The organism is Bordetella genomosp. 9 (assembly GCF_002261425.1).
Taxonomy (GTDB): domain Bacteria; phylum Pseudomonadota; class Gammaproteobacteria; order Burkholderiales; family Burkholderiaceae_B; genus Bordetella_C.
Genome location: NZ_NEVJ01000001.1, coordinates 1075975 through 1089496, shown reverse-complemented (window position 1 = coordinate 1089496; position 13522 = coordinate 1075975). Strand labels below are relative to the sequence as shown.

Below are 13522 nucleotides of genomic sequence, written 5' to 3'. Positions count from 1 at the left end.
ATAATGCATCCGCAAATCCAGGAGACAACATGCCCTTCCCTTCCCGTCGGCTGGCCGCTGTCCTCACGGCCGTCACCTTGTCCGCGGCAGGCGCCGCGCACGCCGAGTATCCGGACCACGTCATCAATATGGTGGTCCCGTTCGCCGCCGGCGGGCCGACCGACAACGTCGCGCGATCGCTGGCCGAAGCCATGCGGCCGTCGCTGGGCCAATCGGTCATCGTGGAAAACAAGGGCGGCGCCGGCGGCACGATAGGCACGACATTCGCGGCCCGCGCGCCCGCCGACGGCTATACCGTGCTGCTGATGCACGTGGGATTCTCGACGGCGCCATCGCTGTACAAGGACCCCGGCTACGACCCCTACAAGAGCTTCGAGCCCATCGGCCTGGTGGTCGACGTGCCCATGACGATCCTGGCGCGCGACAACTTCCCGCCCAACAACATCAAGGAACTGGCCGAATACGTCAAAAAGAATTCGGACAAGATCACGCTGGCCAATGCCGGCATCGGCGCCGCCAGCCATCTGTGCAGCACCATGCTGAACGAAGCCTTCGGCGTGCAGCTGCTGACCGTTCCGTACAAGGGCACCGCGCCCGCCATGAACGACCTGCTGGGCAAGCAGGTGGACATGCTGTGCGACCAGACCACCAATACCACCCAGCAGATCAATGCCAAGAAGGTCAAGGCCTATGCCGTCACCAGCCTGAAGCGCGTGGCGACGCTGCCGGACCTGCCGACGATGGACGAATCGGGCTACAAAGGCTTCGAAGTCGGCATCTGGCACGGCATGTGGGTCGCCAAGGGCACGCCCAAGCCTGTCGTCGACAAGCTGGTCAGGGCCCTGCAGGCCGGCGTGAAGGATCCCAAGTTCCAGGAACGCATGCAGACGCTGGGCGCCACCGTACTGGTCGATGACGCCAATCCGCAGGCCCTGGACGCCAAGGTCAAGCAGCAGGTGCCCCAATGGGCCGAGCTGTTCAAGAAAGCCAAGGTCGAAAAACAATAAGAACCACGGCGCCCCCCGTGCATCCCGGCCTTCCGGGATGCACGCAGGCCGGCCAATTCATGGCCGCGCCACGACTCCCGCATCGACCAAAGCCGCCCGCAACTGCGGCACGGCTGGATTGATGCCGTCCTTCCGATAGGCGACGTACAGGGTAGAAGCTGGCAGGACCTTGGCCTTGAGCGGCAGGTATCTGACGCCGCGAGGGCGTAGCTCGGCGATCGACGCCGGCACGACCGCCACGCCCACGCCGGCCGCCACTGGCGTCAGCAAGGTCGGCAGCAGGCTTTCCATGACGATGTCCGGCGCAACGCCGTTCGCCCTGAACAACTCGTTCAGCAGCGCATGGAAATACTCCGATTTCGCGCGCACGAAGCCTACCAGCGGCATATCCGCCAGCTCGCCGATGTCGATCTCGTCCCGCGCGGCCAGGGGATGGTGCGCGGGCACCGCCACGACCAAGGGTTCGGTATCGACGGGCTCCATATGCAGGTCGCCATCCGCGATGCTTTCGTGGCGACGGGTCACCGCGATGTCCAGCCTGTCGTGGCGCAGCAAGGCAAGCAGGTGGGCGGTATCGGCCTCGATCATGGAAAGGTGCACACCCGGGTACTGCTGGCGATACGTGCCGACCGCGGCGGGCACCAGACGATAGGCGGCCGTGGGCGTGAAACCGATGCGCAGCAGGCCGGACTCGCCGATGGCCACGCGCCGGGCAGCGGTGAGCGCGGCGTCGCCATCGTCCATCAGGCGCTGCAAGGCGTTGCGCAACGCAAGACCGGCCGCCGTCAGCCTGACGGTGCGCGTGGAGCGCTCGATCAGCGGCACCCCGACCCGTTCCTCGAACAGGCGGACCTGCTGGCTCAAGGGCGGCTGGCTGACATGCAGGCGTTGCGCCGCCCGGCCGAAATGCAGCTCTTCGGCTACCGCCATGAAGGCAATCATCTGACGGGAAAAGAGCGCCATGGGATCTCCGGTTCATGGGGCAAGGGAGACCGGCGCCCGGCGGCACGGTCCACCCCGCAGTCCACCCGTAGTCCACCCAATTGAGACGATTATCGTATCAACGACCGCGGAATTTTATATTGGATATATGGACCGCCCTTTCCTACCATGCCGGAAAGCCAGGGCGCACAGCGCCCGCCGATGAACCACGCATGAAGGGGAAGATATGTTTATCCGCAAACGCCGCCTGGCGGCACTCGCCGCCGGCCTGACGCTGGCGATGGCCGCCACGCCGGCGGTCCATGCCCAGGCTGGGGCTTATCCCGCCAAGCCCATTCGACTGATCGTGCCGTTCGGTCCCGGCAGCGTGACGGACCAGTTGGCGCGCATCGTCGCGACCGGCCTGGCCGAACGCCTGGGACAAACCGTGGTCGTGGAGAACAAGGCGGGCGCGGGCGGCAACATCGGCGCCGGCTATGTGGCGGAGAGCGCGCCCGACGGCTATACGCTGCTGATGGGTGCGGCCAGCACGAACGCCATCAATCCCAGCCTGTATTCGAACCTGAAGTTCGACCCGATGAAGGACTTCGTCCCCATCGCGAACGTCGCGTCGGTCACGAACGTGCTCGTCGTCAATCCCCAGGTGAAGGCGCGCAGCGTGGCGGCGCTCATCGACGAGCTGAAGACGAACAACTACAGCTATGCGTCCGGCGGCGCCGGCGGCAGCCAGCATCTCTCGGCCGAACTGTTCAAAAGCATGTCCGGGACCGATATGGTGCACATCCCCTACAAGGGAGGCAGCGAGCCCCTGCCCGACCTGATGAGCAACCGCGTCCAGGTGATGTTCTGCAACCTGCCCGTCTGCCTGCCCCATATCCAGGCCGGCAAGCTGGTCGCGCTGGGCGTGACGTCCACGCAGCGCTCGCCGCTGCTGCCGAACGTGCCGACCATCGCGGAGGCGGGCCTGCCGGGTTACGCCGTGGATGGCTGGTTCGCGTTGTTCGGGCCGGCCAGGATGCCCGCCGGGATCGTGGCCCGCCTGCATGACGAGACCGCGAAGGTGCTGGCCGCGCCGGCGACTGCGGAGCAGATCCGTCGACAGGGCGCGGAACCGAATTCGGGCAGCCAGCAGGACTTCGCGCGTTTCGTGCAGGCCGAGCACGACAAATGGGCCAAGGTCATCAAGGACGCCAACATCCGCCTCGAGTAGTAGAAGATGGAACGATCGAATGCATTGCTCGGCATCGCGGAAGCATTGCGCCGGATCGAGGCTGGCGAACTCCGCGCGCGGGATCTGGCCGAAATGTGCCTGGCCCGGATAGCGGCGCGCGATGGCGAGGTTCAAGCCTATGCCGCCTGCGATCCGGCGCGCGTGCGCGCACAGGCCGACGAGATCGATGCGGGCCGCCGGCACGGACTGCTGCGCGGCATTCCCTTCGCCGTCAAGGACATTATCCAGAGCGCCGACTACGCGACGACCTATGGCTCGGCCATCTATGCCGGCCACCGTCCCGGCCGCGACGCGGCCTGTGTGGCCCTGTCCCTCGAGCAGGGCGGCGTTCTCATGGGCAAGGTCGTGACCAGCGAGTTCGCCACGCAGACGCCCGGCCCGACGCGCAACCCCCTGAATCTGGGGCATACGCCGGGCGGCTCTTCGAGCGGCTCGGCGGCCGCGGTGGCGGACGGCATGGCGATGGTCGCCTGGGGCACCCAGACCACCGGCTCCATCACGCGCCCCGCCATCTACTGCGGCGTGGTCGGCTACAAGCCCAGTTTCGGCCTGGTATCGACGGCCGGCGTGGGGCTGCTCAGCCCCTTGCAGGATACCGTCGGCGTGCTGGCGCGGGATGTCGGCGATGCCGCGGCCACCGTGCTGGGCATCCATGGCCGGCGCTTCGAATCGGCACCCGAGGATAGCCGCTACCGGCTCGGCATCTGCCTGTCATCGCAGTGGCGGCACGCCAGCCCGCATGCGGTCCAGGCATTGCAGTCCTGGGTCGCCCGGTTGGCCTCCGCGGGCTATGCGATCAGCGAGCGGTCGCTGCCCGCGGAGTTCGAAGCGCTGATCGAGGACCAGGGCCGTCTGGTGGCCTATGACGCACGCCACGCCCTCGCCCACGAGCGCCGCACGGACGGTGCCAGGCTCAGCGCACGACTCACCGCGCGCATGGCGGGCGGCGAGGACATCGATTTGCCTTCCTATGTGGCCATGCAGCGGCGCGCGGCGCTGGGCCGATGCCGCGCCGAATCGCTGTTCGACGGTGTCGATGCCCTGGTCTATCCAGCCACCGACGGAGAAGCAGAGGCAGGGCTGGAAAACTCCGGCTCGCCGCGCTACGGCGCGCTGTGGACCCTGCTGCATCTGCCCACGGTCGCCCTGCCGGTTGCGCGCGGGCCCGGTGGCCTGCCCCTGGGCGTACAGTTGGTGGGCCGCCATGGAGAAGACGAAGCGTTGCTGCGGATCGCCGAGCATGCCGCGACGCGGGGTGCGCGCATCGACGATTGATGCGCTTGGCTGATGCGCTTGATTGATGCGTTTGGTTGACGCGCTTTAACGGGCTTCGCCGTTTTCCGCGGTAGCAAGTTGTCCGAACCCTGTGCCGACCGCGCGGATGTCATAACCCAGCGACGCGGAAATCCGCGCGGCGGTCTCTTTCAGCCGCGTGACCCACTCGTCCTGCATGCGCTCGGCCGGCGCGGAGATCGACAGCCCGGCCACCAGCTTGCCGCTGTCGTCATGAATGCCGGCCGCGATGCAGCGCACGCCGACTTCGAGCTCTTCGTTGTCGCGTGCGTAGCCGTGCCTGCGCACGGTGGAGAGCTCCTGCTCCAGCAGATCCAGCTGGGTCAGGCTGTTGCCCGTATGGCCGGCCAGCCCGGTGCGCGACGCGTAGGCGCGGACCTGGCGCGGTTCGGCCATGGACAGGAAGAGCTTGCCCGTGGACGTCAGATGCAGCGGCGCGCGGCCGCCGATCGCGCGCACCACCTGCATGCCGGACCGTTCGCTCCAGGCCCGGTCGATGTAGACGATTTCGTCGCCCTGCTGTACCGACAGGTTGATGGTCTGCCCCGTCATTTCGTGCAGGTCATGCATGGGCGCCTTGGCGGCGTCGCGGACGTTCAGCCGCCCCTTCACCAGCGAACCCAGTTCCAGCAGGCGCATGCCCAGCTGATAGACGCCGTTGTCCACGCGCTCGACGTAGCGGCCCACGACCAGATCGTTCAGGATCCGATGCGCCGTGGATGCATGCAGCCCGGTCGTGGCCGCCAGCTCCTTCAGCGTGACGGGCTCCGGCTGGGCGGCCAGCGCGTCGAGCAGGCGCATGGCGCGCTCGATGACCTGGATGGCAATGGTCGTGTGGCCATCGCCAGCTTGCTGGCCGGTGTTGCCGTAAGTAGAGGGGCGGGTCATATGCTCTATGCGCCGGTCCAGCGCCCCACCGGAGCGTGGGGTAAAGCGGCGCCGAAATAATTCGTTATTTCCCGTATTGTGAAATACGTAGGTGCGTTTGGCAACCTGGACCGTCCCGGCCCCGGGCGCGCGGGCCAGGCCCGGGCCCCTCCATGACCGCCCGCCGCCCTGCCGCCCGGCGCACGGAATCAGGCAGCGGCCTGGGTGGGAGGCGTCAAGCGCCCGCCCAGCCTTTCGACTTCCGCGCGCAGGTAATTCATCGCTTCCGCCGCGGCGGCGGGCTCGCCCTTGACGCCCAGATCGATGTGCGGCGACTTGCCGTCTTCGCCCACGCTGGGCAGGCTGAAGGCCTTGACCTGGGGCCACCGCGACTCGATTTCCTCCATGACCGGCGAGATGCGCGATTCCGGCAAGCCGTACACCAGGAAGGCGTGTTCCGCATGCGCGGTCCGGTGCTGCAAGTGGCGGTAGCGCGTATCCAGTGTCCACTCCAGCATGGGCCAGGCCATGACGGGAAAGCCCGGTACGAAAGTATGGTCGCGAACGAAAAAGCCGGGGATGCGGTTATAGGGATTGGGCACCACCTCGCAGCCTTGCGGGAACCGTCCCATCTCCAGCCGGCGCTGGTTTTCCGGCGTGCTCATGTCCGCGGAGCCCTGCCCCTTCTGGGCCATCTCGGCGCAACGCAGGGTGATTTCCCGTTCCGCGTCCGGATGCAGCGCCAGGGGCAGATCCAGGGCCGCGGCGGCGGCCTGGCGCGTGTGGTCGTCGGGCGTGGCGCCTATCCCGCCGCAGGAAAACACGATGTCGCCGCTGGCGAAACTGCGGCGATAGGCGGCGATCAGGGTATCCCGGTCATCGGGCAGGATCTCGGCCCAGGCCAGGCGCAGCCCCCGCGCGGAAAGCAGCTCGATCACTTTGGAAAAATGCTTGTCCTGCCGGCGGCCGGACAGGATTTCGTCGCCGACGATGATCAGCCCGATGCGGGGCGTGGTGGAATCAAGAGACATTGGTAGACCTCGACATTTCGATGACCTTTTCCTGCCGCAGGCGCTGCAAGGCGTCCAGGCCGTAATGGGCAAACACCAGGGCCGAGAACACGGGCAGGAAGACCCAGGCCGGCGGCAGCAGATTGATCAGCGAACATATCAGGCCCACGACCCAGAAACCCACGTTGTTCCGGCGCAGCAGGATACGGCGCTCCTCGGGGCTGGCGTGCTCGACGATGGCGTCGATGCGCATCATGCGCGAGAACGCGAAGGCCCACCAGAATACGGACAGCAGAACGGCCATGGGCGGCACCAGCCACAGGGGCAGCGTCAACAGCCACCCCAGGGCGAAGGCCAGGCTCACCCACAACGCATTCCAGACGCTGACCGCCGTGCCGAACTTGCCCTGCTTGCCGACCGCCGCGTATTCGCGTTGGCCCACATGCCGCAGCACCAGCGGCATGACGAATATCGCCGCGATGGCCAGGCCCAGGATTCCCGACACCGGCAGCAGGATGGCGGCGGCCACCACCGGCACCAGATAGACCTTCAGCGAGAACAGGCCCACCGTCACCAGCCATTCGTCGACGTTGTTGACGACGCTCCAGCGGGACGCTTCGTCGCGCAGCCAGTCGGTCAGCGGGGTCCAGCAGAACCACAACAGCAGCATCGCGCCCACCAGCGCGATCAGGAAAGGCAGCAGCACCGCGAACAGCATGGCGGGGTGGCATTGCGATACCGCCGCGCGCCTGAAGGCTTGCCACACGCCTGTCATACCGGCCGACGCGGGCGGCGCGTTGAGCGAAAGATAAGGGGATGGGCGCATGAGTGTGGTCCGGTTGTGCATCGAAGGTATGATAAATAAATAGTCGTCCCGCCGCCCCGTATGTTCAATCCCAGTATGTTCGCTCCATATGTCCGCCCTGGAACCCGGTAACGATACCGCCGCCCTGCGCGCCCTGCTTCAACGCCCCGACATCGACCTGGTCGCCTGCTTCTGCGCCGCCTGGTGCGATACCTGCCGGGAATACCGCCCCAAGTTCGACGCGCTGGCCGCGCGCACGCCGGCCGCGGCCTTTGCCTGGATCGACATCGAAGACCATCCGGAATTGCTGGGCGAGGAAGAAGTGGAAAACTTTCCCACGCTGCTGGTGCAGCGCGCGGGCCGGACGCTGTTCTACGGACCCATGCTGCCGCACATCGGCCACCTGGAACGATTGCTGGATACGCTGGGACCCGACAACGCCGCGGTGGCGACGGGCTTGCCCGACGTGCGGGCGTTGCTGACAGCCTAGCCTGGGCTGGCCGGGCCTGGCGGCCCTGGCCGCGGGCCGCTCCGGGCGAGCCCGGCGACATGATGTATCGGCGGGCGCGTGGCATCGGCGGGCGCGGCGATGGCGCCCGTGGCAAATCAGGAAGGCTTGCGGCTGCCGCCCAACAGCACGGCGACCTTGCGCTTGGCCCCGGCGCGCTCGGCGGGCGCCTCGGTTTCCGGCGCGGCTTCGGGTGCGGGATTGCTGGGCACGTAAGGCTTGAGGAAGAAATCGTCCACCGGCGCCTGGCGCGGACCGCCCTGGCGCGAGCCCGATGGGCGCGAGCCGCCCTGGCGCGCACCGGCGTCGCCGTAGCGGCGATCGCTGGCGCCACGTCCCGAGGATTCGCGGGATTCGCGTCCGCCGCGCGCCTCGTCGCCATGGCCGCGGCTGCGCGCGATCAATTCGGCCGGCACGTCCAGATGGCCGCGCGGCACGGGCCGCTTGATGAGCTTTTCGATGTCCAGCAGCAGGCGTTCTTCGCTGGGCGTGTACAGGGCGATGGCTTCGCCCGAAGCGCCCGCGCGGCCGGTGCGGCCGATGCGGTGCACGTAGTCTTCAGCGTTGTACGGCAGGTCGTAATTGATGACGCAGGGAACGCCCGCCACGTCCAGTCCGCGCGCGGCGACGTCGGTGGCGACCAGTACTTCAAGCTGCCCCGCCTTGAAGGCTTCCAGCGCCTTCATGCGATCCGCCTGGCTTTTATCGCCGTGTATGGATTCCGCCTTGACGCCGTCGCGCTCCAGTTGGCGCGCGAGCCGCGCCGTGCCGATCTTGGTGTTCGAAAACACGATGACCTGGTTCAGGTTGCGCGATTTCACCAGATGCACGACCGCCGCGCGCTTGCCTTCGCTGCTCATTTCGTAGGCGATTTGCGTCACCGTGTCGGCGGTGGCATTGCGCGCCGCCACTTCGATTTCGACCGGCTGGTTCAGATAGGAACGCGCCATCTTCCGGATTTCGTTGCTGAACGTCGCGGAAAACAGCAGGCCCTGGCGCTGCGCGGGCAGCAGGCGGATGATGCGCTCCAGATCGGGCAGGAAGCCCATATCGAGCATGCGATCCGCTTCGTCCAATACGAGTATGCCCACCTGGCCCAGATTGACGTTCTTCTGCTCCACGTGGTCCAGCAGGCGGCCGGGAGTGGCGACCAGGATTTCGCAGCCGTTGCGCAGCGCTTCTTTCTGCGGACCGATATCGACGCCGCCGAACACCACGGCGGATCGCAGCGGCGTGCGCTTGCTGTAGCGCTTGACGCTTTCGGCGACCTGGTCGGCCAGCTCGCGCGTGGGCGTCAGGATCAGCGCGCGCACCGGATGCCGCGCGGGCGACGCGCTGCTGTTGGCCATCGGCATCAGGCGATGCAGGATAGGCACGGTGAACGCGGCCGTCTTGCCGGTGCCGGTCTGGGCGGCGCCCATCACGTCGCGCCCCGCGATCACCACCGGTATGGCCTGGGCCTGGATGGGCGTCGGCGTGGTGTAGCCCGTTTCGGTGATCGACGCCAGCAGTTGCGGGTGTAGATCGAAATCCGAAAACGAGAGAGTCGGCGCATCCGTGGAAGGCGCTGCGGAAGAATTTATTTCAGTCATGGAGTAGGCAGATTCCGAGGCCACGTGCAAGCACGAAAACAGAAGGAATCAGGCCCGGATTGCTGTGGATAACTGGATTTTAACGCAGGTAGCACCAGCCGGCAGGGTCATTGTTAATTTAATAGGGACACAACAACCCGATCCGGCGCCGGATGCGCGGCCTTCAGGGCGCCAGCCAGCGCAGCCCCCACAGCACCAGCATGCCCACCACGATCACCAGCACGGCGCTGCGGGTGCGCAGGAACACCAGCACGCCGGCCACGCCGGCCAGCAGTCTCATGTCCAGTTGCGGACCCATGCCCGCCTTCCACGGCAGCAGGTCCGGGACGATGATGGCGGTCAGGGCCGCCGCGGGGGCATAGCGCAGGGCGCGGCGCACGCCGTCCGACAGCGGCAGGTAATCGCCGAATACCTGGTAACCCGCGCGGGTGATCAGGCTGCACAGCGTCAGCAGCGCGATGGCGGCGTACACATAGGCATCTTCCGAGACCAGATCGAGGTTCACGTCCGCGCCCGCCCATAACGTTCCGCCAGCATGCCCGCCCCCACCCCCGCGACGACGGCCGCGGCCAGCCCCAGGCGCAGCGGGAACACCTGCCCCACCCAGGCGGTAACGGCCGCCGCCACCATGGCCGCCAGCATGGGCCGCGTCGTGGCCAGCGGCACCACGATCGCCAGCAGCGCCAGGACCGCGGCGAAATCCAGCGACCAGGCCGTGGGCACCAGGGCGCCCAGGTAGATCCCGGCGATCGACGTTCCCTGCCAGACGAACCAGGCGGGCGCGATCGACCCGATGAAGAACCACAGCTGCTCGCGGGTGCCGCGCATGCGGGCGTCGCCATAGCGCGGCACGAACATCACGAAGCTCATGTCGGTGGTGAAATAGCCCAGCGCCAGACGGCGCGGCCATGGCAGGTGGCGAAAATAGGGATGCAGCGCCGCGCCGAAGATCAGGAAACGCAGGTTCACGATGAAGCCGGCGGCGAAAATCAGCCACAGCGGCGAACCGGAGGCGATCAACGGCAGCGACGTCAGCTGCGCCGACCCCGCGTACAAGGCCAGCGACATCATCAGCGCCATGGACTCCGTCAGGCCGGACTTCACCATGGCGACGCCGGTCACCAGGCCCCATGTGCCGGTCGCGATCAGGGTGGGCGCGACGGCCTGCACGCCCTGGCGGGCGGCGCGCCACCGCTCCTGGCGGATGGCGAGCGCTTCGGTATCGGAAACTGCCGGCTCGGACGACAACGGCGGACCTGGGTATGGGGGTTGATGCCGCCGCGCGGGCGGACAAAAATGGCGCACATTGGGGCATATTGCGCACCGCAATGGGGCATATTGTAGCTGTCCGCTTGATACAATACCGCCCACTCAAGGAGAACGAACATGTCGATGGCCGACCGCGACGGACTCATCTGGTATGACGGCAAAATGGTTCCCTGGCGCGATGCCACCACGCACGTGCTGACCCATTCGCTGCACTACGGCCTGTCCGTGTTCGAAGGCGTCCGTGCCTACAAGACGGACACCGGCACCGCCATTTTTCGTCTCCAGGACCACACCAAGCGGCTGTTCAACTCCGCCCACATCTACCAGATCCCCATTCCCTACGACGCCGAAACGCTGGAAGCCGCGCAGTGCGAAGTCGTGCGCGCCAACCAGCTGGAGTCCTGCTACCTGCGGCCCCTGGTGTTCTACGGTTCGGAAAAAATGGGCGTATCGCCCAAGGGCGCCAAGGTGCACGTCGCCATCGCCGCCTGGCCCTGGGGCGCCTACCTGGGCGAAGATGCCCTGACCAACGGCATCCGCGTCAAGGTGTCGTCCTATTCGCGCCAACACGTGAACGTCACCATGCCGCGCGCCAAGGTGGCCACCACCTACGCGAATTCCATCATCGCCAACTCGGAAGCGCTGCAGGACGGCTATGACGAAGCCCTGCTGCTGGACACCGACGGCTTCGTCGCGGAAGGCGCGGGCGAAAACATCTTCATCGTCAAGGACGGCGTGCTGGTGGAACCCGAGATCGCGTCCGCGCTGACGGGCATCACGCGCTCGACCATCCACGCCCTGGCGGCCGACCTGGGCATACAGGTGCTGACCCGCCGGCTGACCCGCGACGACGTCTATATCGCCGACGAAGCCTTCTTTACCGGCACGGCGGCCGAGGTCACGCCCATCCGCGAAGTCGACAATCGCCGCATCGGCGCCGGCCGCCGGGGCCCCGTCACCGAGCGCCTGCAGAAAGCCTTCTTCGACATGGTCCAGGGCCGCAATGCCAAGTACCAGTCGTGGTTGACCAAGGTGTGACGCGCCCACCTACCCGTACATCGATTCCTCCGCTATCGTTGCGCTATTCGAAGCACCCATCGTTCCAGGACCTGCCATGACCGCTGCCGCCACTGCCTCCAAACACGAAATCATCGAGGTCGGCGCCGAAGACCTGCCCGTTTACTGTCCCAACCCCAAGGCCCCGCTGTGGAGCATGCATCCGCGCGTGTTCCTGGATGTCGCCCATACCGGTTCGACGCGCTGCCCGTACTGCGGCGCCGAATACCGCCTGAAGGCGGGCACGGTGTTGAGCGGCCACGGGCACTGACGCGCGCCTGCCCAAGCTTGTGCGCGCCTGCCCGCGCCTGACCACGAACGTCGGCCCGGCCGGTTTTCGCCAGGATCCCGGGCCGAGCCGGCCTTGCCTTTCGTCCACTTCGTTTTCGTCCGACCAGCCCATGTTCGCCACGCCGCAAGAAACCGAAGACGCTTTCTACGAAGCACTGGAACACGCCGACCTGACCCGCCTGATGCAGGTCTGGGCGGACGACGAGGAAATCGTATGCATCCACCCCGGGGGCATGCGCATCGTCGGCCACAAGGCGGTGGAAGAATCCTGGCAGGCGATACTGGCGGCGGGCCCGCTGCACGTGCGCCCGATGCGGCCGCTGATCATGCAAAGCATGGGCAGCGCGGTGCACATCCTGGTCGAACAGGTCGGCTCGTCCAAGGGGCCGCATGACGGCTACGTCAGCTGCTACGCGACCAATATCTACCACAAGGGACCGACCGGCTGGCGCATGGTCATGCACCATGCGTCCGCGGCGCCGGCGGAAGCCGGATTGCTGGACCTGCACGACGTCCCTGACATGCTGCACTAGGCGGGTGACAGCTTTTGGCCTACGCCCGACTGGATACCACCCCCTGCCCCGTACCGCGCTGGCTGCCCGACGGGCATAGCCAGACCCTGTACGCCGCCACCCTGGCGCACTATCACCGTATCGCCTTCGTGCGCGAACGCGTCGACACGCCGGACGGCGATTTCATCGATATCGACTGGACCGGTCCCGGCCTGTTTCCCCATAAGTCCGTGGACGGCCAGCCCGCGGCGGCGCCGCCGGTCGTCACGGCCAAGAGCGCGGCGGCACGCTGGATCGTCGACGCCGATTGGGCGTCGCTGCCACAATTGCCCGGCACCCCGGCGCTGGTGCTGTTCCACGGCCTGGAAGGCGGCAGCCTGAGCCGCTACGCGCAGTCCATCGCCCACCATTTCCGCGCGCGGGGCTGGATCGTCGCCATCGCGCATTTCCGCGGCTGCTCGGGCACGCCCAACCGGCTGGCGCGCGCCTATTACTCGGGCGACTCGGACGAAGTCGGATTCATGCTGGCCAGCGTCCGGGCGCGCGCGCCGCACGCCCGCTGGCACGCCGTGGGCGTATCGCTGGGGGGCAACGCGCTGCTGAAATACGTGGGCGAACAGCAGCAGGCGGTGGATTGGCTGGCCGCGTGCGCCGGCATTTCGGTCCCCCTGGACCTGGTGGCCGGCGGCAACAGCCTGTGCCGCGGTTTCATCAACCGCCGCATCTACAGCGCGTACTTCCTGCGCACCATGAAGCACAAGGTGCTGGAAAAGGCACGGCGCTTTCCTGGCGCCATCGACGTGATGCGCATCGCGCATGCGCGCAACCTGCGCGATTTCGACGATGCCTATACCGCGCCCATGCACGGCTTCCGCAACGCCCTGGATTACTGGACGCGGGCATCCAGCAAGCCCTGGCTGGCCTCGATCGCGGTGCCGACGCTGGTGCTCAACGCGCGCAACGATCCTTTCTTCCCCGAGCCGGCATTGCCGGGACCGGCGGATTGCTCGCCGCACGTGCTGCTGCACCAGCCGGCCAACGGCGGCCACGCGGGATTCCCCACGGGCCCGTTTCCCGCCCACCTGGGCTGGCTGCCGCAGCGGCTGGGACGCTTCTTCGAAACCGGCGGCTGACCGCGC

Annotated in this window: 15 protein-coding genes; 8 read left to right on the top strand and 7 right to left on the bottom strand. The window is 67.0% G+C overall.

Translation table 11 applies throughout. The annotated features are described in order from the left end of the window. The first annotated feature begins 29 nt into the window (after positions 1–29). Positions 30–1007 (top strand): tripartite tricarboxylate transporter substrate-binding protein, encoded by a 978-nt coding sequence (locus CAL26_RS04900; RefSeq protein ID WP_094845755.1) that lies wholly within the window; start codon positions 30–32, stop codon positions 1005–1007. Between the two features lie 57 nt (positions 1008–1064). Here CAL26_RS04900 and CAL26_RS04895 read toward each other — a convergent pair whose 3' ends face one another. Then, entirely contained in the window at positions 1065–1970 is a 906-nt protein-coding gene (locus CAL26_RS04895; protein ID WP_094845754.1) for a LysR family transcriptional regulator, read from the bottom strand. A 205-nt stretch (positions 1971–2175) separates the two neighbouring features. Between CAL26_RS04895 and CAL26_RS04890 the strand changes: the two genes are divergently transcribed. After that, positions 2176–3159 carry a Bug family tripartite tricarboxylate transporter substrate binding protein gene (locus CAL26_RS04890; protein ID WP_094845753.1) on the top strand — a complete coding sequence of 328 codons (984 nt, stop codon included), beginning with the start codon at positions 2176–2178 and terminating at the stop codon, positions 3157–3159. Between the two features lie 6 nt (positions 3160–3165). Then, positions 3166–4455 (top strand): amidase, encoded by a 1290-nt coding sequence (locus tag CAL26_RS04885; protein WP_094845752.1) that lies wholly within the window; start codon positions 3166–3168, stop codon positions 4453–4455. 45 nt (positions 4456–4500) lie between these two features. Here CAL26_RS04885 and CAL26_RS04880 read toward each other — a convergent pair whose 3' ends face one another. From CAL26_RS04880 to CAL26_RS04870, 3 genes are all read right to left on the bottom strand, one after another. Continuing rightward, positions 4501–5361 carry an IclR family transcriptional regulator gene (locus CAL26_RS04880; RefSeq protein ID WP_094845751.1) on the bottom strand — a complete coding sequence of 287 codons (861 nt, stop codon included), beginning with the start codon at positions 5359–5361 and terminating at the stop codon, positions 4501–4503. A gap of 188 nt (positions 5362–5549) precedes the next feature. Continuing rightward, positions 5550–6371 (bottom strand): competence/damage-inducible protein A, encoded by an 822-nt coding sequence (locus tag CAL26_RS04875; protein ID WP_094845750.1) that lies wholly within the window; start codon positions 6369–6371, stop codon positions 5550–5552. Continuing rightward, positions 6361–7176, bottom strand: a complete 816-nt coding sequence (locus CAL26_RS04870) for an EI24 domain-containing protein (RefSeq protein ID WP_094845749.1) — start codon at positions 7174–7176, stop codon at positions 6361–6363. Before CAL26_RS04870 ends, CAL26_RS04875 begins: the two co-directional genes overlap by 11 nt. Positions 7177–7264: 88 nt before the next feature. Between CAL26_RS04870 and CAL26_RS04865 the strand changes: the two genes are divergently transcribed. Further along, positions 7265–7645 carry a thioredoxin family protein gene (locus tag CAL26_RS04865; protein ID WP_094845748.1) on the top strand — a complete coding sequence of 127 codons (381 nt, stop codon included), beginning with the start codon at positions 7265–7267 and terminating at the stop codon, positions 7643–7645. A gap of 116 nt (positions 7646–7761) precedes the next feature. Here CAL26_RS04865 and CAL26_RS04860 read toward each other — a convergent pair whose 3' ends face one another. From CAL26_RS04860 to CAL26_RS04850, 3 genes are all read right to left on the bottom strand, one after another. Further along, the gene (locus CAL26_RS04860) at positions 7762–9255 is read right to left on the bottom strand and encodes a DEAD/DEAH box helicase (protein ID WP_094845747.1); all 1494 of its coding nucleotides are present in this window, start codon (positions 9253–9255) and stop codon (positions 7762–7764) included. A gap of 163 nt (positions 9256–9418) precedes the next feature. Continuing rightward, the gene (locus CAL26_RS04855; protein WP_094846020.1) at positions 9419–9748 is read right to left on the bottom strand and encodes an AzlD domain-containing protein; all 330 of its coding nucleotides are present in this window, start codon (positions 9746–9748) and stop codon (positions 9419–9421) included. A gap of 8 nt (positions 9749–9756) precedes the next feature. After that, positions 9757–10503 carry an AzlC family ABC transporter permease gene (locus CAL26_RS04850; RefSeq protein WP_179283250.1) on the bottom strand — a complete coding sequence of 249 codons (747 nt, stop codon included), beginning with the start codon at positions 10501–10503 and terminating at the stop codon, positions 9757–9759. A gap of 138 nt (positions 10504–10641) precedes the next feature. Between CAL26_RS04850 and CAL26_RS04845 the strand changes: the two genes are divergently transcribed. The 4 genes from CAL26_RS04845 to CAL26_RS04830 all read left to right on the top strand — a co-directional run bounded on the left by CAL26_RS04845 (position 10642) and on the right by CAL26_RS04830 (position 13516). Beyond that, the gene (locus CAL26_RS04845) at positions 10642–11562 is read left to right on the top strand and encodes a branched-chain amino acid transaminase (RefSeq protein WP_094845746.1); all 921 of its coding nucleotides are present in this window, start codon (positions 10642–10644) and stop codon (positions 11560–11562) included. A gap of 76 nt (positions 11563–11638) precedes the next feature. Further along, a complete protein-coding gene (locus CAL26_RS04840) occupies positions 11639–11851 on the top strand; it encodes a zinc-finger domain-containing protein (protein ID WP_094845745.1) in 213 nt (70 codons plus the stop codon). A 130-nt stretch (positions 11852–11981) separates the two neighbouring features. Further along, positions 11982–12404: a YybH family protein gene (locus CAL26_RS04835; RefSeq protein WP_086063607.1), complete on the top strand. Its 423-nt coding sequence runs from the start codon at positions 11982–11984 to the stop codon at positions 12402–12404. Between the two features lie 14 nt (positions 12405–12418). Beyond that, a complete protein-coding gene (locus CAL26_RS04830; RefSeq protein ID WP_094845744.1) occupies positions 12419–13516 on the top strand; it encodes a YheT family hydrolase in 1098 nt (365 codons plus the stop codon). Positions 13517–13522 lie beyond the last annotated feature (6 nt).